This window comes from Paenibacillus sp. FSL H8-0317 (assembly GCF_045040685.1).
In the GTDB taxonomy this organism is placed as follows: Bacteria; Bacillota; Bacilli; order Paenibacillales; family Paenibacillaceae; genus Paenibacillus.
In genome coordinates, this window is record NZ_CP150294.1 from 4,353,626 (window position 1) to 4,377,928 (window position 24,303).

A 24,303-nucleotide genomic window follows, 5' to 3' on the forward strand; every position below is an offset into this window, starting at 1 on the left:
CCATCACAATGTCATTTTCCTTCAATAAATTCCAAAGGTCACTTACAAGCCAACTTGTCCATATGTACAGTTTGCCAGTCATCATCCTGTTCAGCAATAACCGTAAACCCTTGGCGTTTCCAAAAATCTACGGCACCTGGCAAGAAGCGATGTGTATGCAAATACAGTGTCGTATAGTGCATATCCTTTACCACATTCTCCAGTTCCTTTAACATCATCGAACCAATGCCGTATCTGCGATACGCAGGATCTACATAACATTTTACTATTTCGGCTGCAGACTGGGCTGCATATCGACCATCCACAGCTTCAATACGTCCATCATATGGTAATATCCCAATAGAACCGACGATCCCCGCATCCCCCATCATTGCAACAAGAAAGATCGAACCATCGGAGTCCAGATAATGTTCTTTGAACTGCTCGAAGTCCACAGGCAATTTCGTATGATCCATCATCGGAAACACTTCTCTGCGCACACGCATGGCAAAATCAATGGCATCATGAATCTGGTGTGCCTGAACTGGTGTGACTGTCGGTATACCCTGAAGTTGTGTCAATAAATCCACATTCCTTATCCTCTGTATTAGGAGCTGCTTCTTGCCCCTTCCTTAAAGCTTGTTCATGCCAATATCTGCTCTCTTCATCTCATCTTACCGAACTTATCCCTTCCTATCAACCTATCTACACTACTAACCAAATTGCAAGAGTGCCCACGCCGTCTGATAGAGTTCGCATACGATAAGGCGTGTCACAATTCATATTGGAGGGATAAACGCTCATGTGGTTATGGTTAGGTGTTTTTGCTTTCATTTTGCTAGCAATCGTGTTCGTGTATCGTTATCTGGACCAACTTGCTGAGAGCAGGTTTCACCCTCACGCTCCCAAGCAGCTCTTAGTCCAATTCAAGGAGGGTACAACAGATGATGAGATGCACACACTTCACAAAAAAGGGAGATGTAAGGTCGCTGAGACCTATGAAGATTTAGGATGGTACCGTGTGGAATCCCGCAAAAAAATGCACCGGATGCTGAAACATTACAAAGATCATGAGCTTATTGAACATGCAGAGCCGAATTACCTCGTTGAGGCATCCTTCACTCCCAATGATCCTTTCTTTCCTTATCAGTATAACCTGTCCAAAATCAATGCACCCGCTGCATGGGATATTACACAGAGTAACAGCTCTGTCAAAATCGCCATTATCGATACTGGTGTACAGTTGAACCATCCAGAATTGGCCTCGAAGCTCCTTCCCGGTTATGATTATGTTGATTATGATAATATCCCTGAGGACGGGAACGGCCACGGCACCCATGTAGCCGGGATCGCTGCCTCCGTTACCAACAATGGAGTGGGCATCGCCGGCGCTGCACCACTCGCATCCATTGTTCCGCTCCGGGTACTGGATAACAACGGGCAAGGAACGATAGGTAATGTCGGTAACGGGCTTGTCTTTGCTGCCAACAACGGTGTACAGGTTGTTAACCTGAGCCTTGGTGGGCCAATGGGAAATGCTTTCCTTCAAGCTGCCGTACAGTATGCTTGGGATCGAGGAGCTGTGATTATTGCCGCAGCCGGTAACGACAACACTTCTTTCCCAATCGTACCCGCATCGTATCCCAATGTGATTGCCGTCGCTTCAACCAATCCCTCCGATCTCAAATCCAATTTCTCCAACTACGGTTCCTGGGTCGATATGGCTGCACCGGGTGATACCATTCTATCCACATACTTGGGAGGTTCCTATGCCTACCTTAGCGGGACGTCCATGGCTGCCCCACATGTGACTGGAGTGGCTGCACTTCTCGCTGCACAAGGGAAAACAAATGCCCAGATTCGGGATGCGCTGTGTTTTGCTTCTGATCCGGTATCAGGCTCCGGGATCTACTGGACATATGGTCGACTGAATGCTTATCAGAGCTTGCAGGTGCCATAATACACCTACTATCGCTCATGATTGCACACAGGGCATATCCTTTCCATTTTTCACAAATTAAAAAACGAAGGGGCATCTGTAAGTTAGATGCTCCTTCGTTTGGTTAAAATGTATTCGATGTTACACTTTTGCTGCCCAAAGCTCTATTTCAATTTTAATCTCTGGTAGACCTAACGCCGTAATGTATCCAATCGTCATTGCAGGATAATCCGTACTAAATAATTGTCCCCACTCGGCATATAAGAAATCCCAATCGATTTCCTCGGTTGCCCATACGTTCACTTTGATAATATGTTCAGCATCTAAGCGCTCAGATTCGAGCACTGTTTTAATATTATTAAATGTATTAGTGACTTGCTCATTCAAACTCTCTGGAAAGAGTCCATTATGATCTGCTCCAATTTGACCTGAAGTCACAAATAACTCTGCATTCCTCGGGATTCTTGTAATATGCGTGTACTGACCTACAGGAGCTGGCATATTTGCTGGATTTGTTCTAGTAATTTTGTCCATATTCATTTGGATTACCTCATCATTCTTAAGATTTTTCTGCGTTAGTTCCTAGTTTTCTTCCGATTTTGGGCAGACTTCACCCTTGGAATAGATTCTAGAAAAAGACAGCAGTGGAGTATCCATATCCCGAAGATATAAACGCAAGTGATTTTTTCTTCATGAGTGGATGCTCCCCTTTCTTAAGTGACAAGATTCTCTTCATTTCTTTATTATATCTGAAAGCCACATCATGGGTCAAATTCATCCCCTCATAAACAAAGAGCAATCCCGTAATAACGAGACTGCTCTTTGTTTATTCTATAGCATTGGACACCTTGTATCAGAAATATTGTGCGCCATTACTCGCAATGACATCTTGGTACCAGTGAAAACTCTTCTTTTTCACTCTGCGAAGTGTGCCCGTACCATCATTATTTCTATCTACATAGATATAGCCATAACGTTTCTTCATCTCTCCAGTACCCGCACTGACCAGGTCAATCGGTCCCCAGCTTGTGTAACCTATGAGCTCTACACCGTCTTGAATCGCTTCAGCCATCTCGGCAAAATGACTATTCAAATATTCGATGCGATAGTCATCTTCTACGGAGTCATTGTCTAACAACACATCGGTTGCTCCAAGTCCATTTTCTACGATAAACAAAGGTTTGCCATAGCGGTCATGCAGTTGATTAAGCGTAATTCGAAGCCCCTTAGGATCAATGGTCCACCCCCACTCGGAAGCTTGCAGATAAGGGTTCTTCACCGAACCAAATACATTGCCTTCTGTCGAATCTTTCAAAATCTCAGGGTCTGTACTGGTGCATCGGCTTGCGTAATAGCTAAAACCGATATAATCGACCGTGTTCTGCATCAAGATCTCTGCGTCTTCCGGTTGCATGTCAATCCGAATGTCATTTTCCCTGAAAAATCTTTTTGTATAACCCGGATATGCTCCCTTCGATTGCACGTCGATGAAGAAGAATGATTCGCGATCTTTCTCCATGGCTTTCCATACATCATCTGGATTAGAGCTGTATGGATACACCATTCCAGCGGCTAACATACATCCAATCTGTGCATCCGGAATGATCTCATGACAAGCCTTAACAGCAAGTGCACTCGCTACCAATTCATGATGTGCTGCCTGATACAGAACCTGATCTTTGTTTTCACCATCCTGAAGGACAATTCCCGCTCCAATATACGGAAGATGCAGCAACATGTTGATCTCGTTAAACGTCATCCAGTATTTCACTTTATTCTTGTATCGATTGAACAAAGTCGTCGCATATTTCTCGAAGAAACCAATCATCTTACGATTCTTCCAGCCGCCGTAAGTCTCGACCAGATGTACAGGTACATCGAAATGGCAGATCGTCACCACAGGTTCAATGTTGTATTTTAATAACTCATCAAAGACATCATCATAAAATTGCAAGCCTGCTTCGTTTGGCTCCGCTTCATCACCTTTAGGGAAAATCCGTGCCCAGGCTATAGAAAGCCTGAAGCACTTAAATCCCATTTCTGCAAATAACGCAATATCTTCCTTATATCGATGATAGAAGTCAATAGCTTCATGCGAAGGATAGAATTCCCCTGTTTTGGGCTCATACGAATCCAGGTTACCCAGAGCTATATTCCATCGATTGGCACCAATCGGAATGAGATCTACCGTTGTTAAACCTTTGCCACCTTCCAGATAAGCACCTTCCAATTGATTCGCTGCGGTTGCTCCTCCCCAGAGAAAATTCTCCGGGAAGGCTGTAAACTTTTCATTCATTGAGGAGCCCCTCCTAAACAATCTGTAATTTCAATTAGCTTAATACCGTGATCAATTTATCTTTCTCATGAACGGATGCATCTTTTGTTCCTACAACGTCCAGATAATTTGAAGTATTAGTAACAATGATCGGTGTAACCGTCTCATACCCTGCATCTTTAATCGCTTGCAGATCAAACTCAACAATCAGGTCACCTGCGTTAACACGGTCTCCGTCTTTCACATGAGTTGTAAAATGTTCACCTTTCAGCTTGACCGTATCCTGTCCAATATGGATCAGCATCTCTACACCATCATCGCTGACAAGACCAATGGCGTGTTTGGTACGATATACGGTTTGAACAACACCGGTGATTGGAGATACCACTCTACCACTTGTTGGACGAATTGCAATCCCTTTACCCATGTGCTCACCTGCAAACGTTACGTCATTAATTTCGTTCAATGCAACGACTTCACCAGCCATTGGGCTTACAATTTCGTATCTGTTGTTCGGATTTGGATCAAGTACTGGTGCTGGAGCTGGTGTAGCTTCCACTTTGTCTTTGAATCCAACCACGTACGTCAGAATAAAACCAAGGATAAATGCGATACCACATGCAACCAGAGCCATATAGAAACCTGAATCAACGCCTGTTGCTTTATTAATGAAGCTTGGGAAACCGAACACGCCCAGTCCACCAAAGATGTATAATTTCGAACCGGCCAATCCCAAGATACCGCCACCGATACCACCTGCAATACAGCTCATGATAAACGGTTTTTTCAGTGGAAGTGTCAGACCGTAGATGGCTGGCTCAGTCACACCGAAGATACCCGAGATGAATGCAGGAATACCTAATGATTTCAATTTCGTGTTTTTGGTTTTCAACATTACGGCAAGTACAGCACCTGTTTGAGCAAAGGAAGCGGCGAAAGACATCGCAACCACCGGGTCAGCTCCGGATGTGCTCAGGTTGAGAAGCATAACCGGCACGAGTCCCCAGTGAAGACCAAACAGTACAAACACTTGCCACAATCCACCAATAATCAAACCTGTAGCAACTGGACTTAAATCATAAATACCTGTTGCTCCTGCACCAATCAATTGGCCTGCCCAAGTGGATACTGGACCAATAAGAATGAATGTTGCCGGAACGATAACGAGCAAAGTAAAGAATGGAACAAGGAACGTGCTAACGACTTTAGGAATAATGTTTTTAAAGAATCTTTCAATTTTAACAGCGAAGAATGTAGCGATAATGATTGGAATAACCGATGTTGAATAGCTCATCAGAATAACCGGAATACCCAGGAACGTGATGTGAATCGGTGATTCAAACAATGTACCTGCAAACAGGGTGTACAGTGGATCTCCAGCAGTCAGACCGGACAGCGTAGGATAAACTAATGAAGCACCTATCGCCATACCCAGGAACGGTGAACCGCCAAATTTCTTGATTGCAGTGTAACCCAGGAAAATCGGGAAGAAGTAGAACAGACAGTCACCTGTTGCATTCAACAGTTGGTACGTTCCAGAAGTGTCTGTAATCCATCCAAAGGATAAAAACATGGCTGTGAAACCTTTGATCATACCTGTTGCAGCCAGCAAACCGAGTAGTGGTGTGAACACACCGGAGATCATGTCGATAAATCGACTGAACAACCCTACTTTTTTGCCTGAGTTGTCCGTTTCCTCTTCAACTTGTCCTTCACTTGGGAAATTCCCTACTTTAACAACTGCTTTATATACATCCGGCACTTCATTGCCGATAACGACCTGATATTGTCCACCACTTTGCATGACGGTAATAACACCTGGCAGATTTTTAAGTTCTTCCGTTTTGGCTACGCTTTCATTTTTCAGTTTAAACCGCAGTCTTGTTACGCAATGGAATACACTATTTACGTTCTCGCGACCACCTACACGTGACAGAATGTCCTTAGCCAATTGATCGTAGTTGCTCATTGTAATTCTCCCTCTCTAAGTAGACTCCCCATGACTTTTGAAACAAATAAAACCTGAACCACTGAACATACACAACATACCGGATCGTCCGGAAATCAGTCGTGTTATTCAGCAATTCAGGTTTTGCCCTTAACGGTTGCAACCCTGTAAGGCTGTACACATTGGTATTTAATTATTTGGATAACGAAAGTAAGTTGCATGTCATCCCCTCTGAACTGAGGATGGTCGGCATTGCCTGATTGAACAGTTACAATCCGATTGATGTATGCGCTTACTTCTTGAACTCATCATAGTACATCTGAACTACGTTTGCAACACTTATTTTTATTAAGTTCGCAAATACATAGGAGTGACCGAAAATGAAAAAAAAGAGACCACTTCGAAAGCACCAAAGTGGTCTCTTTATAGCTAATGTTCACATTAATAAAATACGCACCGAAGCAGAATTAACCAATAACCGTAAGCAATTTATCCTTTTCTTGCACTTCACGACTTGTTGTAGCAACCACGTCCAAATAATCAGCCGTATTCGTTACAATAATCGGTGTTACGGTCTCATAACCCGCCTCAATAATGGCCTGCAGATCGAATTCAACGATCAGTTCGCCAACACTCACACGATCTCCATCTTTCACATGTGCAGTGAAATGTTGACCTTTGAGCTGTACTGTATCCTGACCGATATGGATCAGAATCTCTACACCTTGATCATCTACAAGTCCAATTGCATGTTTGGTACGGTAAATCGTCTGTACCACACCATTAATCGGGGATACAACTCTCCCACTGGTTGGACGAATAGCAATCCCTTTACCCATATGTTCACCAGCAAATGTAGCATCGTTAATTTCTTGCAAAGGAACCACCTCACCCGTCATCGGGCTGGCAATTTCGTAGCGATTGTTTGGATTGGGCTCAAGTGCAGCCTTCTCTTCTTTTACTGGCTCTGGAGCCTGTTTGGCAGTCTCTGGATTAGCAGGATCTTTGAATCCTACAAAATAAACGAGAACAAAGCCTAGTACAAAAGCAATGATAGTGGCAATCATGGCCATCCAGAATTCATAGTTGATCCCCTCTGTGGGACTAATCAGCGCTGGAACACCAAAGATTCCTGAAGCAAATACAAACATTTTGGAACCTGCGAAGCCAATAATACCACCAGCCGTTGCAGAAGCAATACAACTCATAATAAATGGTTTTTTCAATGGCAACGTAAGGCCATAAATAGCAGGCTCAGTTACACCAAAAATCCCGGACACAAAGGCAGGAACACCCAGTGATTTGAGTTTGGTATTTTTTGTTTTAAGCATAACGCCAAGAACAGCACCAATCTGAGCAAAAGAAGCAGCAAACATCATCGCCAGAATCGGATCTGCTTTCAGTGTGGACAGATTCAGCAGCATGATTGGTACGATACCCCAGTGTAACCCGAAGATGACCAATACTTGCCACAATCCACCCACAACAATACCGGTTACCAACGGACTCAAGTCATAGATGCCCGATACCCCGGCACCAATCAGCTGACTTGCCCATGTTGCGATTGGACCAATCAAGAGGAATGTTACAGGGACAACAATCAGAATTGTAAAGAATGGCGTGAGGAACGTTCTCACAACAGAAGGAATGATTTTTTTGAAGAACGTTTCTACCTTTGCTCCAAAATAAGCAGCAATAATAATCGGAATGACGGATGAGGAATAACTCATCAAGATAACGGGAATACCCAGGAACGTGATATGAATCGGTGATTCAAACAATGTGCCTGCAAACAGCGTATAGAGCGGTTCCCCACCACTAAGACCGGATAAGGTCGGATATACAAGTGATGCTCCGATGGCCATCCCGAGGAATGGAGATCCACCGAATTTTTTCATAGCTGTGTAACCCAGGAAGATCGGGAAGAAGTAGAACAGACAGTCTCCTGCGGCATTCAACAGTTGATATGTTCCTGATGCCGGGTCCAACCATTCGAGAGAAGTAAACATGGACAGGAAACCTTTGATCATCCCTGTTGCAGCAAGCAAGCCGAGAATGGGTGTAAATACACCCGAGATCAAGTCGATAAACTGACCCAAGAGACTCTCTTTTTTACCGGAAGATTCTGAATCATCACTTGAGACCGGTTCATCCGCATTCATATTACCCACCTGTAACAAGGCTTTATACACATCAGACACTTCGTTACCCACAACGACTTGGTATTGCCCCCCGCTTTGCATTACCGTTATGACTCCGGGCAGATTTTTGAGCTCGTCTGTTTTGGCATTATTGTCATTTTTTAATTTGAAACGAAGTCTGGTCGCACAGTGCACCACGCTGTTAATGTTCTGTTTTCCACCAACACCAGACAGAATATCTTTGGCTAATTGCTCGTGTTTCATGAAGTCTTTTCTTCCTTTCTGGCTAAACACGGATTCGAAGCATATTGGAGAGAATAAAAAAACCTGAACATCTGAATGTATGGAACATCCGTTTAACGGTATGTTCTGTCATTCAAGCGTTCAGGTTTTGCCCTAGTGGTTGCAACCCTGCAAGCTGATCTATGGGATTATTCAGAAGTTGCATTCACAACTCTCTCAATATGAATCGTTAAGTACATCAATTCTTCGTCAGTTAGTTGATACGTGTAGTTGCTTTCAATGAATTTCTTGATTTTCTCCGAGCACTTGTGCGCTGCCGGATACTTTTTCTGAATCATCAGGAACAGTTCATCGTCGTTGTTGCTCTTGTAATGTTTTCCCTTCACCAAACGTTGGGCGAAAAACTTCAAATGTGTCACAAAGCGATAAAATGTCAGTGAGTTCTCATCAAAATCAATCTTGAAATGATACTTGATGATTGTCAAGATTTCCTGCATGACCTGCGTCATACTCTTGATGTTCGGCATTTCCTCGTTCAAAGCTGCATTGACAAAGTGAAGTGCCATAAAACCGGCTTCGTCCTCGGGCAAGATTACACCAAACTGATCACAGATCATATTGAGCGCTTCCATTCCGACTTCATATTCCTCTTTGTATAACTGCTTTGTCTCCCAGATTAAACCGTTGCGTATGGGCAGATTCTTGCGATACCGCTCAATGGCAAAGTGAATATGGTCTGTGAGATGTAAGTAAATGCTCTCATTTAATTTCTTGCCAAGTTTTAATTTGGCGTAAGCGATGATTTCCTCGGATACTTTCATGTATTCCAGAGGAATGCTTGAGATTAATGCCTTGAAGTTTTCCTGAATATCTTCATTCTGTAAAGTAAATATCTTGTCGATATGCTGCTCGGAAACCATATCACCCGCCCGCTTCTGATAAGCAATCCCCCGGCCAATGATAATAACTTCCTGTTCGTCATTCATTGCAACTACAGCATTATTGTTCAGCACCTTCTCGATTTTCACTTTATCACTCCAATATACAGAAAAAGACAAACCAATCCCTTTTCTCAAGGTATACGGCTTTGCCTGATTCAACAGTTACAACCCGATATGTTGTACGCGCTTCCCTCATAATATTACAAACTTCTACACAGTGCAACAAAAAGTTAATATCGAATTAGCATGACTCCCGATCTAGGTAAATATACTCACAGGAGTAAGAAAATCAAGAATTTTTTTACAAGGATTTACGGTTATTGTTTTTTGCTGTCTTTCTCCAGTTCCGCTTCAATTCTTCGATTAATCATGTTCATTTCTTCTGAGCTCAATTGATCAACTTGCGTATATTCTTTATCCAACTCGTACTCTTTTGCCTCATTATTGTTCATTAGGCCCAGATGATTCTTGATATCCCGGATATCTTCACGCATATGCATCGTCTGACGGTATTGGTCTACAACAAGTGCAAAAATAATGCCCCCGGCCACTATTGGACCAAATGGGATCAGAAAACATAAAACAAGTCCTATAAGCAAAAATATAACAAAATACATGTGTAGTGCCCCTCTCATAGAAAGCATCTACTTTGCTAAAATAGATGTTCAGATTACAAATTAAATCGTTCCTGAATTAACTTTGCCACCTCATCCGGGCTATTGTGTGTGTTATCAATCCTTATGTAGTGTTCATGCGTGATTTCTCCCGCTTCCGAGTTCAGTCGATATTGCTTCATCGTATCCAGTAAATCTCGCTCAGACCACGCGATGTCACGCTTTGTTGGTTTATGCAACAGGCGATGCGGACTTTTATTGCGCTCTAGTCTTTCCGATGCATCGGCTTCCAGTTCCACATAACAGACCTGACCTCCATTAGATGCAAACAATTCGCTAATCTTACGGATGTACTCTCCATCTTGCTCCTGATCAAACGCCCATACAAAAGTAAAAATCAGACCCGGCAGATCACTCTTTGCCACTTCTTCAAAAATCTCCTGCCGGAACAGACTCACCAGTCTTTTGCCTTGTGGTGTGCCATAGCTGAAGAAAGGAGACACCATTTCAATGGTCATATGGTTATGAAACAATTTTAAATTCGTTATCTTCTCCAGTTCTTACCCGACCGTCATTTTGCCCACAGCCTGCGGACCAAAAATAATCACCAATTTCATTTTCGATCACTCCTGACAAGGTAGTGTTCATTCCATTAATTCAATTTTATGGACATTAAACTCTATGATACCTCCTTTAGCGCAAATAAAAAAGAGGTTTCAAGTGATTCCCTCAACGCGTGAGGGCTTGAAATCTCTTATCTTAAATTACATATGTTTATTTATACTTACCGTCCGATCAGTACCCATCCCCACTTCATCCGGCGCAAACCCATCGCACAGATCCATGAGATCAGGAGCGCCACAATATAAGAAAGTATGATGCCCACGCTGAAGTGCCGAGCCAGGTCATCTGTGAATTCACGTCTCCAGAAGAGCAGTACAAGTGGATGCATTAAAAATACTCCGAACGCAACTGTACCCAAGGAGTCCAGAATACGCGTAGCTTTTCGAACTTCGGTATGTTTTCCTGTGCCCATTCGTTCACTAAAGATCAGCAGGAGCAGGCAGGCTGACAAGGTAAACAGATTTCGGAACAGGAACAGCACGGTATAGGTTATAACCGGATATGCAGCAAAAGCGGTTTTGAAATAAGCATTACCATATATAAAAATGGCACCTCCACCTATCAACGCAGCTATGAGCACATAACGGTGAGTATACAGTTTGTTCAATGCCCACTCAAAGTTCAACCCAACCCATGCGCCAAATCCAATCACGATCAGATAACTGGGTAACAAACTTCCTGTCCGTTCGAAGTGAAACTGCAAATGTAGTGCATAGAAGATCGCTTGGCCAGCAATAAAGAATAATGGCAAGTACCGATTAAACAAACGGTGGCGTGTAAGGGACAGAAGCCATGGAAAAACGATATAGAATTGAAGAATAATCAGAAAAAAGTACAAGTGCGTATGAGCGGTTCCCATCACTAATTGTTTGGCAAATTGAACACCATGGGTCAAAGGTTCTTTGCCTGCAAGCAACTGTTTAATGGCAAAGTAGATAAGGGACCACACCAAATAAGGTACAAATACATTAAATAAACGCTTCTTATAAAAAGCGAGCATCCAACCCTTCTCATTCATCTTGGAGCTGTAGTTGTAGAACAAGACCAGGGATGACAGGAACAGAAACGCTGGAACGGCAAATTGCAAAAACGTGTTCCAGAAGTAATACACATCATGATCTAATGTATGCTTGGGGTAATGCGCAACTGCTGTTGAAGTTGCATGAATAGCTACCACTGCCATGATGGCAAAAGCACGATAGAGATCCAGATACTCAATTCGCCGGGGCCGATTAACTGGTTGATTCATAAAGATAACCTCACTTGTGCCTGATATGGGATGATAGTTTCCGGCCGCAATCCAGATTCTATGCTTCATTTTAATCAGCACACGAGGGTAATACAATCATAATCCATATTATTTTCGTTATTTTACATCATTATTCTGCATTATTCGACATTTTTCATCCAGAATCGTTCAACAACGTTGCCATTGGACTCCACATAGTCTTCATCCCGAGTGCCACCATTTCGAAGGATAACCCTTCTGGAAGGCTCATTAACCGCATCGCATACGACCAATACTTTGGAAATTCCAAGCTCTCTCGTTTTCTCCAAAGAAAGCCTGAGAATTTCGGAACCATAGCCATTGTGCCGCTCGCCCGGACGAATACCATAACCAATATGTCCTCCACTATTGAACAATTTATCGTTAAGCTCATGCCTTATATTCACAGCACCCACGATTTGTTGACTCTCCGTGACCAGCCAATATGTACTGTCTTTGACCCAGCCTTCCGGGATGTCGATCCCTTGTTCATTGCGCTGCAAAAACGCCAACATCTCATCGAACGCATAAGGATCTTTGGAAATGACCCAAGGTACCATCAATTCTCCACTTCTGACCCAGTCTTCATAAAATGCCAAATATGCATCCTTATAGGCTTTTGATGGTTTAATTAATCTAACTTGTTCTTTCCCCATGTTCGTTACATCCTCCCAACAGATATTGATATTGCCACGTTCTCTCTTCCAGGACACGACGTTCTTGCTCTTCCATCAAACAGTCATAAAAGATAGCTTTCACTGCATACGTTGCGGCATGTACCGCATGCTCCTTCACATGAGCAGTTGCAGCTGCGTGTCCCGCCGCACGAGATGCAGCAGAGGCAGCGACATGATTGGCTTCCCGTGCAGCAGCATGAGCTGCAAAAGCCGCCTTTCGAGCATCAACCATGGCAATCTCTCCACGGATCCAACCTCTTCCTGCATCAATGGCATCACGTGCGCGGAGATCCTCCGTCTTCTTCTTCTCAAATATATACAAGACACGTGCCGCACACTCCGCAGCCCAACAGGCCAATGTATGGTGATCCTGTTGCTTAGCCAAATCCTCTATTTCGCGGCGCAAAGGTGCATCTTTGAATGCAGGTTTTGCCATACTCATGCTCCTTTCATTGTTCAAAAACTACAAATTCACTCTCAGACAAGTTCGAAAAAGGACCTGCGTGTGTGCAGATCCTCTTCAAGTGTACCTCTTACGGCTTATTCTATCACTATACGGACTCTGTCAACGTAGACTCCTGAACATCCCGACCCTTTTTCGCATCCGTGTCTGTGTAAGTGAATTGGTAACTCCCAGATCCAAGTGTGACTTCAACATCGCCTCCAATGTTTTGAATATCCTGAACTCCACTTATCTGATCCAACGGTTTCCCTTGTTCCAGAACGATCTGTGCACCTGCTCCAGGAAGACGTACCGTACCTCTCGTATTGACAGGAATATGCACCCGTATCTCCATTTCACCCTCCGCCAACCGGTGCCAGCTTGAAGCCACTTGACCATACATCGTCTCCAGACTCGCTTCCACCCAATCCAGTCCAGGTCCAGGTTGCGGCTCGATATGCACCATTCGGAATCCTGGCTGATGTTCATCGGACCGAATGCCAGCAACATAACGATACAACCATTCTCCAATCGCCCCGTACGCATAGTGGTTAAATGAGTTCATATCAGCACTCCAGAGACTGCCATCCTCTTTTATCCCATCCCAATGTTCCCAAACGGTCGTTGCGCCTTGAGTCACCTGATATAGCCAGGACGGATAATCCTCTTGAAAAAGTAATGTATAAGCCAGGTCGTGAAGACCTGCATCACTCAATACCGGATTCAGATAAGGTGTGCCCACGAAACCTGTAGTAAGATGATTGCCCGCCTCTTTCACGAGTTTTGCCAATTGTCCAACAGCACGAGTTCGGGCAGTGGCGTCCAGCAGGTCAAATTGAAGCGCAAGAACATGTGCTGTTTGCGTTGGAACAGCAATTTTGCCGGCTGGAGTCACGAATTCATTTCGAAACGCATGAACAATGTTTGTATGCAACTGCTTGTAATATTCAGCATCATCTGTCCTTCCAAGTGCCTCAGCTGCCTTTTGAGTTAACGACACTGAATAGGCATAAAATGCAGTTGCCACATAATCCGTGTCCGTTGCACCGACATAACTATCGGGCTTGGAGTCCAGTCCCAACCAATCGCCAAAATGGAATCCCGTGTTCCACAGATACGGATTGTCACCCTGCACGTGAATGTATTCAACCCACCGCTTCATACTCTCATATTGCTCGGCCAGTAATCTGGCATCCCCATACATCTCATAGATGGTCCAAGGACAGATGACTGCAGCATCCCCCCAAGCGGCGGAGGAATGACTGGTGTCTCCCCACCCTTCTGAGGTGGAACTTCTCAGATCCGGAACGAAGAATGGAATACCGCCATCTTCTCCCTGATCCGCTTCCAGATCCCGCAGCCATTTGGTAAAGAAGGGAGCCGTGTTCATCAGGTAGGAGGACGTGCGGACAAACATCTGTGCATCCCCGGTCCATCCGAGCCGTTCATCCCTCTGTGGACAGTCTGTCGGCACATCAAGGAAATTCCCCTTTTGCCCCCACAATATATTGTGATGCAGTTGGTTCACCAGTGGACTGGAGCATGAGAACTGACCTGTTGGCTCCATATTCGAGTGCATCACTATTCCGGTGAATTCATCCAGACGGACGTGTTCCGGGAAGTTAACCAGCTTCACATAGCGGAACCCTTGGAACGTAAAATGCGGTTCAAATGTTTCCACTCCATCCCCCTTGCAGGTGTAGCGAATACACTGCTTGGCGGCGCGAAGATTATCGGTGTAGAAGTTGCCTTCATGATCCAATATCTCTGCATGATGCAACTCAACCGTATGACCCGCCTCACCTTGAATGCTGAATCTCACCCATCCCACCATATTCTGCCCCATGTCTATTACACGATCTCCCTGTGGGGTTGTTAACAATGCGATTGGCTGTAGCTGTTCGACTTGGGTAACGGGTACGTTCTCCTGCGCAACGATGATATCTTTGGGATGCTCCAGTACGTTCACGGGTGACCAATTCCTCTGAGATGAATCCAACCAATCGGACTCCATTTGTGCATCATACGTCTCCCCCATATAGATGTCCGACATACGAATGGCACTAGGAGCAGCCGTCCACTCCCCATTGGATAGAATACATTCCTCCGAACCATCTGCATATTTCATATGCAGTTCCAGCAGCAATGCGGACGTTGGACCAAATATCTCCCGTTCTTTGTTCCAGCCGAGATACCCTCGATACCAGCCATCACCCAGATAAGCGCCTAATATGTTCTGCCCATCCTGAAGTAGATGAGTTACATCATAGGTTTGATATTGTAATCGCTTACGATAAGAAGTCCAGCCTGGTGTAAAATAATCTTCTCCTACTCTTGTGTTGTTCATATGCAACTCGTATAATCCAAGTGCTGTCACATATATTCTGGCAGACGTAACAGGTTGTTTCACATTAAACTGCTTGCGCATACGCGGGCATGACGTATCTCCATCATCTGATGATTGAGCTGTGATCCATTCTGCTTGCCACTTGTTATGACTATCCATAAGTCCCATCTCGAAAAAGGCCGTTTCGGACCAACCGGAATCACTTCCTGCATCATCCCATGCCTGAATTCGGTAGTAGTATCGCGTTTGCGGAGAAGGCTGAAAATGGTTTAATTCCACATGTATGGATTGATCCGTGCTTATCTTGCCAGAATCCCATGCAATCTCATCAAAATCTTCTGACAGGGACAGCTGGATCTGGTATGCGGATTGCATGCAGTTTCGACGATCAGACTGTAACTGCCAGCTTAATCTCGGTGATTTGACATCAAGGCCTATCGGATTAATTCTATACTCACAGCGAAGGTGACTAACGTTGAACATTAGCAGATCGTCCTTTCCATCTTGGCTTCCCATTCGGGGTTACGATATAATTATATCGATCCTGTTGCCCTAAATACCCGGTAATCAGGACTATTTCATCCGGTGATTCAGCCATCTGTGCGAGGAGGTTGCTTGTGAATTCATCTGTACAACTCATGAAAAGCGAATACTTTCTGCATAATCATCTTCAACTTTTTGTCAATCGTTGCTCTGAAGATTTTGTGCTTCCTTTTCACGCACATGATTTTATTGAGTATAGTTATGTTGCCGAAGGAAAGGGCTTTCATCATATCGGGGAAGATGTTATTCCGGTGACAAAGGGGATGCTGTTTGTCATCCCTGTCGGCGTTCCTCATGTCTTTCGTCCTGTGAGCACCAACGTGACCGAGCATCCGTTAATTCTATATAATTGCTTATTTAATGCTGAATTGATCCACACGCTGACAGCAATCATTCAAGAAAAAGAAATCATTCAACATCTGATGGATCTGGCACAAAATCAGGTTCCTTATATTTCCGTTGTGGATCACAACGACCGGATTGAAGAAGTAATGGTGAAGCTATATCGTGAATCATCCGTTCAGGGAATCGGTTCGTCTACCATGTTATACACCCTGGTGAGCCAGTTGGTATTGATGACCTACAGACAACTTTATCAAAAGGAACATGATGAAGAGAATCATTCCACCGGTTTTGATTACATCCTTCACTATATCAAGGAACACGTAGGCAATCGTATTCGGATGTCTGATCTGGTACGTGTATCGGGCTTTAGCGAAAAACAGATTGGCCGAATGTTTCTGCGACATACCGGTCAGACCTTTAGCAGCTACCTGCAACACCTCCGTATACAAAAAAGCTGCGAACTATTAAAGAGTTCACAGCACAAAGTCAGTCTGATTGCAGAGCTGGTTGGATATCGGGATATGGATTCATTCTATGCTGCATTCAAAAAAATAACAGGCGAAACACCTCTCGCCTATCGCAAAAAATCCAGAGCACAGCACTCTGGACAATAAGGTTAACTCTCAGACACCAACAACCTGTAACACTTCATCTATGTATGCCTTGGCCTCTTTCCATGAAGACAATAACGGAAAGTTGTATTGCTCACGCTCCTGTATATTCCATGGATGCGGGATACAGATGACCTTTTTGCCATCCTCATGCGCTGGAATCAAATTATGTGCCCCATCATCAATAAGCAAATCAAAAGCGAGCAGGTTTTTTCTTTTGCATGTAATAAACTGTTCTGCGGTTATAAAAGGCATGTGCTGCTGAAGCCAGTTCCACTTCTCAACAACTGTTCTTGGTTCCGCTGCCGTTACAACAATAACATCATAAGCATCGTTCAGCTTTCGCATCTCATCTACTACATACTCGTCGTATAATTCCAATTCCTCGAACAGACCCGGCCGACCATAAAATACATCGTGCGTGCTCTCTGGATGACGCAAATGGGATGTATCCCAATGAATCATATCCTCATAGCGAAGCGGATGGGTCGGGAAGTTGAGGTTGTTGTGATATATAGCCCGCTTGACCAGATGACATATCGTGTCATCCATATCTACAGCAATAATAGGCTTCTTCATGGTTATCCCTCCCCCAATACGATCACAGTATACCATCCAGTATGTTATGTAGTCATCTTTTTTACCTTGAAATGCCAATAGCGTTGATGAGAATACTACAGGATCATATAAAAAAGGCGCCCCGGCGCCGTAATACCAGCTACGCTCGGGGTGCCTATATAGATTATATCTATTCCAAGTTCTCGCCATTCGAGGCAATGACTTTTTGGTACCAGCCAAAGCTTTTTTTCTTATACCGATTCAATGTGCCTTGTCCGTTGTCATCCTGATCCACGTAGATTACGCCATAACGCTTGGACATTTCCGAAGTGGATGCACTGATGATATCAATCGCTCCCCAGTTGGTATATCCCATCAGGTCCACTCCGTCCAGAACGGCTTCTTTCATTTGTGTGATATGTTTTCTCAGGTAATCAATACGGTAATCATCGTTGATAGAACCGTCTGCTTCAACGGTATCTTTGGCACCAAGGCCATTCTCTACCACAAACAATGGCAGTTGATAACGGTCATACAGTTCTTTCAATGCCACGCGCAGGCCGATCGGATCAAGCTGCCAGCCCCACTCTGTACGCTCCAGATTCGGGTTCTTGATCGTACTGTACAGGTTACCACCCGTCACTCCATATTCCTCTGGGTTCACTGCGGACACCAAGGATGTGTAATAACTGAACGAAATGAAATCAACCGTGTGCTCACGCAGGATCTGCTCATCTCCCGGTTCCATGACAATCGTAATCCCGTTCTCTGCCCAGTACCGAGCCATGAACGTTGGATAACTGCCACGAACTTGTACATCCGTATGCAGCAGGTTCAGCTGATTATCGATCTGTGCTTGCAGCACATCCTCTGGCTTCGATGTCGCCGGGTAGTGAATCATACGCGCAAGCATACATCCGATCTGGAAGTTCGGGTTAATCTGACGTGCCTTTTCTGTTACCAGGCTGCTGGCTACAAATTGATGATGAAGTGCCTGATAAGAAGCCTGCATCGTGTTCTCAACTCGGTCTTCAATAATACCGCCACCTGTGAACGGTTCAATAATGGTTGTGTTAATCTCATTAAACGTCAGCCAGTATTTGACCTTGTCCTTGTATCGGTTCATCACGGTTTCGGCATATCTCACAAAGTGTGCAATCACTTCGCGACCAGCCCAGCCGTTGTATTTCAGAACAAGTGCCATAGGCATCTCATAATGCGAGAGGGTTACAAGTGGTTCGATATCGTATTTCCGGAGTTCATCGAACACTTCGTCATAGAAACGCAGTCCCTCTTCATTGGGCTCGGCATCATAACCATTCGGGAAAATACGCGGCCAGTTGATGGACAGTCGGAATGTCTTGAAGCCCAGCTCTGCGAAGAGCGCAATATCCTCTTTGAAACGATGGTAAAAATCAATCCCGTAACGCTTCGGATAACCTTCTGCACTGTGATGTGCCATTGCTTTCTCAACCGTTGCACTGGTAACATGCATCAGTTCTCTAAGGTTCGTGTAGTCCTTTTTCTCAAAATAAGGAACCATGTCGGCTGTCGACCAGCCTTTGCCACCAGCGTCGAATCCACCTTCAGCCTGATTAGCGGCAATAGCGCCGCCCCATAGAAAACCTTCCGGGAACCCTTGTCGATTAATCATTCGAATCTCTCCTTCTTTTGTTAATATTGTTAGTCCTAAGACGGACCATTTAGATCTCAGCTTTCAAGACGTCTTCACCCATCGTGATTTCGCCCAATTTCACAGGTAGAACCTGCTTGTAATCAGCCGTATTGGTAACAACCATAGCGGTTGTGATATCGTATTCTTTTGCAATCTCGGCCAGTTCAAACGTGAGTAACTTGTCTCCAGCCTGTACACGTGCTCCAGTAGCAACATGTGCATCAAAATACTGTCCACGCAGCTTCACCGTGTTAATTCCAACATGAATCAACAATTCCATTCCGTTATCACTGCGGACAACGATCGCATGTTTTGTTTTGAACACATTCATGATGGTACCTGTCACTGGAGAAACCAATTCGCCCACCGTTGGAACAAATGCCACACCTTTACCCATCAATTCATCACCAAATGTTGGATCGTTGACTTCTTTGAGTGGGATGGATTTACCTGTCATCGGTGCAACTGCTATTGCATCACTCGTTGGTGTTGGATCGCCCATGTCGTCCACATTTAAAGTTGCAACGTCATTGGAAGTTACTTTCGCTGGTGCAGTAGAAGCACCCGGTGAGAATTGAGCTAACGCCTCTGCGTCTCCCTCTTCTTCCTTGATACCAAATATCGTAGACATGATCGCACCCACGATAAAGGCCAAAATCATACCCCCAAAGGAATACCAGAAGGTCTGTCCAATCAGGGAAGGAAGTCCTGGGAGACCACCGTTACCCGCAAGTACATACGCTTTCGCGCCAAAAGCAAGGGCGAATCCGCCACCCACTGCGCTACCAATCATGGCTGCGGCAAATGGTTTTTTGTATTTCATATTTACGCCGTACATAGCTGGCTCCGTTACACCCATCAGCGCTGTAAAGCTCGTGGACAATGCCACGGTTTTGAGTTTTTTATCTTTTGCCCGGAAGAATACGCCGAGTGTTGCACCCGCCTGACCCATATTGGAGATAAAGGTCAACGGCAAGAATTTATCAAAGCCCAGTGTAGCGATATTACTCAGGATGATCGGCACAAGTGCATAGTGCATTCCTGTCATAATAATGAGCGCCATCGCGCCGCCAAGAACAATACCTGCAATCAATCCGCCTTCATTCAGCAGCCAGTTGATGCCGCCAGACAATCCGCTACCTACAAATGTACCCAATGGACCGATCGCAATCAGCGTTACCGGAACCATGACAAGCAAAGTAATCAGTGGCACAAGCAATAGCTTGAGTGCAGCAGGGATAACACGGTCAACCCATTTCTCAACATAGGACATCAACCACACTGCAAGTAAAATCGGAATAACCGATGAAGCATAACTTACAGCCGTAACCGGGATTCCCAAGAATCCAACCGATTCACCGCTAGATAACAATGCTGTCATGTCTGGATACATGAGTGCCGTTCCTAGTGCAATCGCAACAAACGGGTTACTGCCGAATTTACGAGCAGCGCTGACTGCAATCAGTAAAGGCAGGTAATGGAATACGCCGTCACCGATGGCTGAAAGAATACGATACGTATCCGTTCCGGCAGACATCCAACCTAAGGATACGAACAGTGCAAGTAATCCTTTGAGCATACCTGCCGCAGTAATCGCTGGAAGCATCGGGGCAAAGACACCTGCGATTGTTTCAAAAATTTTCAATACTACATTTTGTTTTTTATCCGACTTTGGCTCTTTCTTTTCTGTAGTTTGCTGGATTGCCGGATTTTCCTTCACCATGGCATCGAACACTTTTGCCACATCATTACCGATAATGACTTGGAATTGGTCGCCGGAAATATTCGTTCCCATGACCTTATCCAGTTTCTTGAGTGAGCCGTTGTCAACTTTCTCGTTATCTTTCAGATCAAAGCGCAAACGTGTGACGCAGTGATAAACGGAGTTAATATTGTTTGTTCCCCCAACGGCTTTAATGATTTCCTGCGCCGTTTCCTGATGTTTCATGATGTTTTCCTCCTCATTTTTCCAATAAAAAATACCCGAACGAATCTAGCGCATATGGATGGCGCCATCTCATTCGGGTATTGCCTGATTGAACAGTAACAAGCCCATAGGATATCCAGTTGTAATTTGATTCTATTGCGTGGACTTCTCGTCCCGCTTGGTTTTCATCAAACGTTCCAGATGGAGCGTTAGATATAACTGCTCAGAGTGAGTCATGTCATACTGATAGTTCTTATGGATAAAAGTCTCGATCTTGCCAATACATTTGAATGTCTCCGGATAGTTTTTCCGAACCACTTCATATAAATACTCCTCAGCATCATCATGTGAAGAATGTGTAATGACCCGCTGACAGAAATATTTCAAATGGGTGATGAAGCGGAAATAATTGACGCTATCTTCATCCAATTCAACGTTGAAGTGATATTTGATGATATTCATGATCTCCTGCAACAGCTGCATCAGATGGGTGACATCGTTCATGGAATCATTGACTTCCGCATTGATGAAATGCAAGGCAATATTACAGATTTCATCTTTGGGAAACTCAATATCCAGTCTTTCCTTCAGCAAGGTCAGTGCTTCTCTGGCTACATCATACTCCGCCTTATAGAAGTGCTGAACTTCCCAAGAAAGTGGATTACGAGTAATCATTCCTTTTTCCAAGCGCTGAACAGCAAAGTGAATGTGATCAGACAGCGAGACATAGATCCCGTCACTGATGGTTTTGTTCAATTGCGTTCGTGCCAGTGTCACAATATCATCTGTTGCCTGCAGAATCTCAATCGGCACTTCAGCTACGATGGATTTGAATTTCTCATAAATCGATGCATCCTGAAGACGAAATACCTTCTCAATCCGCTCTTCATCAATCTCATCGCCTGCTTTGAACTTAAATCCGATACCCCGGCCGAGGATCAGTAGTTCCTGATTTTTGTCATCCACGGTACTGACAATATTGTTATTAAATATCTGTTTAATAATCATTATGGACCCACCTGGTTTTTTTTGAGGAATAAAAAAGGGCAAAACCAAAACAGAAATAATAAAATCATTTCCATCGTGGTTTTGCCCGCATTACCGGTAACAAGCCTCGGATCTAATTTATCATAACCTGAAAACGGTGTCAACCAAAAAAATAGTAATGCTCTATTCCGGTTCTTTCCCTTATATGAGTCATTTCCCTACGCTTCCACGTTTAAGGGGTTCATATGTTTTAATATTCACATTTTGATGCAGATTCAAACGAAATATTCCCAACGACTCATCGCTTGAATTGTATGAGATTATAACTAAAGTAAATGTTTTGAAGGATTTTTCACCTTAAATAGAGAAATGATTTAATTGATAGGAAGTAATTTTAGATAAAGGGGATTTATTCGTGAGGGACAAAGTAAAAGGATTACTCATTGGTATCACAATTGGATCAATGCTTACAGGAGTTACAGCTTATGCAGCATCAGGAACGCCAATAAAAGCTTTACTACAGAAAGTAAATATTTATGTAGACGGAACAAAGAAGTTGACAGCTAATTCAATAACCTATAACAACACTACATATGTACCAGTTAGAAGTATAAGTACTGCACTCGGTGAGAACGTAGCTTTAAAGTCAAATAATCTGTACATCGGCAAACAACCATTAATTAAATTAACAGGGAATCAAGCGTTTGAACTGTTATATAAAAAAATAAAAAAAGAAATCGAAATGTATAGTCTAACTGTTGATGAGGAACCAAAAGACGGAGATTATTATGTAATGCGTTCATACTCTGACAGAGAAACACATGAAGTAACTTATGGCCTTTACTACATACACATGTACACAGGGGAAGTTTACGAATGGAACTTCAAATCCAAGAAAATGGTAAAACTATAGTTATTAAAAGGCCCTTCTTTCGAAGGGCCTTTCATCATTGCTGGAACGTCACATTAATCTGTACAATCTCCGAACGACTGCTTGTGCGAATCGGAGGTCCCCAGAATCCAAATCCTGACGTTACGATGGAGTGCATGGAGCCCTTTTGCAGATAACCCCAATCGTTCTCATAAATGGCCTGTGTGATGAACTGAGCCGGTGCAATCTGACCACGGTGGGTGTGGCCGGATACCACCAGATCTATATTGTTTTGCTCCGCAATATCCAGATCATACGGCTGGTGATCCATCATAAGTACCGGTTGGTTCAAGTCAGTACCTTGCATTAACGTAGATACTTCTGCACGATCCTTCTCTGTCCGGTCTTTCCGTCCAATCAGGGTAATCTTGTCATCCAAAACGATCTTGTCATCGTACAAAACTTGCATGTTGCTCTTCTCCAGTGCAGCAATCAGATCTTCAATGGGACCATCGAACTTGTCGTGATTCCCGAGAGAAGCATAGACACCATATGGAGCCTGAATGTCACTGATAATATCGGCAATTCCGCTATTGAGGTACATATCCAGATTGTCATCAATAATATCTCCTGGATACAGCACCAGATCCGGCTTCAGTGCATTAATTTCCTCCACCATGCGTTTGGCATGTGCAGGTCCAGACAGAAGTCCAAAGTGCATATCGGCAGCCATGACAATGTTGAGCTTGTCTACACCTTCTACTTTTTTATCAATCTGAATATTATATGTTCTCACTACCGGGCTGTAGGCGTTGAAGATTCCATAACCTAATGTGGACACTAACAGCACCAGCGTAACGACACCTGCCCACTTCTGTGTGTGATGTCTTGGAATACGGGTTAATCTCAGCAACCACATCGTCAGGTGAACGACGGGCAGGATCAACAATAACAACGAGAAAATCGCTAGCCAGTAAGAACCGATAATACCGAGGAACGAAATGCTTCCAAATAATCGTGCCAATATGAAGGAAATGGCAAGGAATACAAGCCCTATAATATACAACCACCGAAATCTGGCGGACACGACAGGTTTCATCCAACTCCAACCGCTCCAGCCTATGTAGAACACTAATAAACCATATACAACCAAAAACAATATACCCGCTAATACAAACATGCCCGGTCTAACCTCCACGTCAATAAGTTGTATTCTGAATTTTCATCATGGACACAAGTCCGTCTGAACAAGTATAACGTAGTTGAAGGGTCAGATCACCTGTTTGCAAAAGCCAGATAGGTACATTTTATTACAATTTGATGATATTCAAATTCGTACCATAAACCAG

20 protein-coding genes are annotated in these 24,303 nt (G+C 44.0%); 3 read left to right on the forward strand and 17 right to left on the reverse strand.

Annotated features, from left to right (window positions below):
* Nucleotides 1-38: 38 nt before the first annotated feature.
* A complete protein-coding gene (locus tag MHB43_RS19270; RefSeq protein ID WP_405117736.1) occupies nt 39-569 on the reverse strand; it encodes a GNAT family N-acetyltransferase in 531 nt (176 codons plus the stop codon).
* A gap of 212 nt (nt 570-781) precedes the next feature.
* On the opposite strand from MHB43_RS19270, the gene MHB43_RS19275 reads away from it, so the two are divergent.
* Nucleotides 782-1,939: a S8 family peptidase gene (locus MHB43_RS19275; RefSeq protein ID WP_405117737.1), complete on the forward strand. Its 1,158-nt coding sequence runs from the start codon at nt 782-784 to the stop codon at nt 1,937-1,939.
* 120 nt (nt 1,940-2,059) lie between these two features.
* Here MHB43_RS19275 and MHB43_RS19280 read toward each other — a convergent pair whose 3' ends face one another.
* From MHB43_RS19280 to MHB43_RS19330, 11 genes are all read right to left on the reverse strand, one after another.
* Nucleotides 2,060-2,458, reverse strand: a complete 399-nt coding sequence (locus tag MHB43_RS19280; RefSeq protein WP_405117738.1) for a RidA family protein — start codon at nt 2,456-2,458, stop codon at nt 2,060-2,062.
* A gap of 313 nt (nt 2,459-2,771) precedes the next feature.
* Nucleotides 2,772-4,214 carry a 6-phospho-beta-glucosidase gene (locus MHB43_RS19285; RefSeq protein ID WP_405117739.1) on the reverse strand — a complete coding sequence of 481 codons (1,443 nt, stop codon included), beginning with the start codon at nt 4,212-4,214 and terminating at the stop codon, nt 2,772-2,774.
* A 34-nt stretch (nt 4,215-4,248) separates the two neighbouring features.
* Complete coding sequence (locus MHB43_RS19290; protein WP_405117740.1) at nt 4,249-6,162, reverse strand: beta-glucoside-specific PTS transporter subunit IIABC; 1,914 nt, start codon at nt 6,160-6,162, stop codon at nt 4,249-4,251.
* A 446-nt stretch (nt 6,163-6,608) separates the two neighbouring features.
* Nucleotides 6,609-8,546 (reverse strand): beta-glucoside-specific PTS transporter subunit IIABC, encoded by a 1,938-nt coding sequence (locus tag MHB43_RS19295; protein WP_405117741.1) that lies wholly within the window; start codon nt 8,544-8,546, stop codon nt 6,609-6,611.
* Between the two features lie 167 nt (nt 8,547-8,713).
* A complete protein-coding gene (gene licT, locus MHB43_RS19300) occupies nt 8,714-9,553 on the reverse strand; it encodes a BglG family transcription antiterminator LicT (protein ID WP_036613486.1) in 840 nt (279 codons plus the stop codon).
* A gap of 230 nt (nt 9,554-9,783) precedes the next feature.
* Entirely contained in the window at nt 9,784-10,083 is a 300-nt protein-coding gene (locus MHB43_RS19305) for a hypothetical protein (protein ID WP_237174816.1), read from the reverse strand.
* A 53-nt stretch (nt 10,084-10,136) separates the two neighbouring features.
* Entirely contained in the window at nt 10,137-10,637 is a 501-nt protein-coding gene (locus MHB43_RS19310; RefSeq protein WP_405132448.1) for a shikimate kinase, read from the reverse strand.
* Nucleotides 10,638-10,864: 227 nt separating this feature from the next.
* Complete coding sequence (locus MHB43_RS19315) at nt 10,865-11,953, reverse strand: acyltransferase (RefSeq protein WP_405117742.1); 1,089 nt, start codon at nt 11,951-11,953, stop codon at nt 10,865-10,867.
* Nucleotides 11,954-12,093: 140 nt separating this feature from the next.
* Complete coding sequence (locus MHB43_RS19320) at nt 12,094-12,627, reverse strand: GNAT family N-acetyltransferase (RefSeq protein WP_405117743.1); 534 nt, start codon at nt 12,625-12,627, stop codon at nt 12,094-12,096.
* A complete protein-coding gene (locus MHB43_RS19325) occupies nt 12,608-13,084 on the reverse strand; it encodes a putative immunity protein (RefSeq protein ID WP_405117744.1) in 477 nt (158 codons plus the stop codon). Before MHB43_RS19325 ends, MHB43_RS19320 begins: the two co-directional genes overlap by 20 nt.
* Before the next feature lie 115 nt (nt 13,085-13,199).
* Nucleotides 13,200-15,920 (reverse strand): family 78 glycoside hydrolase catalytic domain, encoded by a 2,721-nt coding sequence (locus MHB43_RS19330; RefSeq protein WP_405117745.1) that lies wholly within the window; start codon nt 15,918-15,920, stop codon nt 13,200-13,202.
* 134 nt (nt 15,921-16,054) lie between these two features.
* Here MHB43_RS19330 and MHB43_RS19335 point away from each other — a divergent pair, with 134 nt between their 5' ends.
* Entirely contained in the window at nt 16,055-16,939 is an 885-nt protein-coding gene (locus tag MHB43_RS19335) for a helix-turn-helix domain-containing protein (protein WP_405117746.1), read from the forward strand.
* Nucleotides 16,940-16,948: 9 nt separating this feature from the next.
* Here MHB43_RS19335 and MHB43_RS19340 read toward each other — a convergent pair whose 3' ends face one another.
* From MHB43_RS19340 to licT (MHB43_RS19355), 4 genes are all read right to left on the reverse strand, one after another.
* A complete protein-coding gene (locus MHB43_RS19340; RefSeq protein ID WP_405117747.1) occupies nt 16,949-17,515 on the reverse strand; it encodes a 5' nucleotidase, NT5C type in 567 nt (188 codons plus the stop codon).
* A 169-nt stretch (nt 17,516-17,684) separates the two neighbouring features.
* Nucleotides 17,685-19,148: a glycoside hydrolase family 1 protein gene (locus tag MHB43_RS19345; RefSeq protein WP_405117748.1), complete on the reverse strand. Its 1,464-nt coding sequence runs from the start codon at nt 19,146-19,148 to the stop codon at nt 17,685-17,687.
* Between the two features lie 49 nt (nt 19,149-19,197).
* Nucleotides 19,198-21,117, reverse strand: coding sequence for a beta-glucoside-specific PTS transporter subunit IIABC (locus MHB43_RS19350; protein ID WP_405117749.1), 1,920 nt, complete (start codon nt 21,115-21,117; stop codon nt 19,198-19,200).
* Between the two features lie 132 nt (nt 21,118-21,249).
* Complete coding sequence (gene licT, locus MHB43_RS19355; RefSeq protein WP_036613466.1) at nt 21,250-22,104, reverse strand: BglG family transcription antiterminator LicT; 855 nt, start codon at nt 22,102-22,104, stop codon at nt 21,250-21,252.
* Between the two features lie 394 nt (nt 22,105-22,498).
* On the opposite strand from licT (MHB43_RS19355), the gene MHB43_RS19360 reads away from it, so the two are divergent.
* Entirely contained in the window at nt 22,499-22,996 is a 498-nt protein-coding gene (locus tag MHB43_RS19360; RefSeq protein WP_339304719.1) for a stalk domain-containing protein, read from the forward strand.
* A 34-nt stretch (nt 22,997-23,030) separates the two neighbouring features.
* Here the strand turns inward: MHB43_RS19360 and MHB43_RS19365 are convergent, their stop codons facing one another.
* The gene (locus MHB43_RS19365; protein ID WP_405117750.1) at nt 23,031-24,134 is read right to left on the reverse strand and encodes a metallophosphoesterase; all 1,104 of its coding nucleotides are present in this window, start codon (nt 24,132-24,134) and stop codon (nt 23,031-23,033) included.
* Between the last annotated feature and the right edge of the window lie 169 nt (nt 24,135-24,303).

Coding starts and splice junctions, on each gene's coding strand:
- MHB43_RS19275 (WP_405117737.1), top strand. CDS start 782: ATGTGGTTATGGTTAGGTGTTTTTGCTTTCATTTTGCTAGCAATCGTG.
- MHB43_RS19280 (WP_405117738.1), bottom strand. CDS start 2,458: ATGAATATGGACAAAATTACTAGAACAAATCCAGCAAATATGCCAGCT.
- MHB43_RS19285 (WP_405117739.1), bottom strand. CDS start 4,214: ATGAATGAAAAGTTTACAGCCTTCCCGGAGAATTTTCTCTGGGGAGGA.
- MHB43_RS19290 (WP_405117740.1), bottom strand. CDS start 6,162: ATGAGCAACTACGATCAATTGGCTAAGGACATTCTGTCACGTGTAGGT.
- MHB43_RS19295 (WP_405117741.1), bottom strand. CDS start 8,546: ATGAAACACGAGCAATTAGCCAAAGATATTCTGTCTGGTGTTGGTGGA.
- MHB43_RS19305 (WP_237174816.1), bottom strand. CDS start 10,083: ATGTATTTTGTTATATTTTTGCTTATAGGACTTGTTTTATGTTTTCTG.
- MHB43_RS19315 (WP_405117742.1), bottom strand. CDS start 11,953: ATGAATCAACCAGTTAATCGGCCCCGGCGAATTGAGTATCTGGATCTC.
- MHB43_RS19320 (WP_405117743.1), bottom strand. CDS start 12,627: ATGGGGAAAGAACAAGTTAGATTAATTAAACCATCAAAAGCCTATAAG.
- MHB43_RS19325 (WP_405117744.1), bottom strand. CDS start 13,084: ATGGCAAAACCTGCATTCAAAGATGCACCTTTGCGCCGCGAAATAGAG.
- MHB43_RS19330 (WP_405117745.1), bottom strand. CDS start 15,920: ATGTTCAACGTTAGTCACCTTCGCTGTGAGTATAGAATTAATCCGATA.
- MHB43_RS19340 (WP_405117747.1), bottom strand. CDS start 17,515: ATGAAGAAGCCTATTATTGCTGTAGATATGGATGACACGATATGTCAT.
- MHB43_RS19345 (WP_405117748.1), bottom strand. CDS start 19,148: ATGATTAATCGACAAGGGTTCCCGGAAGGTTTTCTATGGGGCGGCGCT.
- MHB43_RS19350 (WP_405117749.1), bottom strand. CDS start 21,117: ATGAAACATCAGGAAACGGCGCAGGAAATCATTAAAGCCGTTGGGGGA.
- licT (WP_036613466.1), bottom strand. CDS start 22,104: ATGATTATTAAACAGATATTTAATAACAATATTGTCAGTACCGTGGAT.
- MHB43_RS19365 (WP_405117750.1), bottom strand. CDS start 24,134: ATGTTTGTATTAGCGGGTATATTGTTTTTGGTTGTATATGGTTTATTA.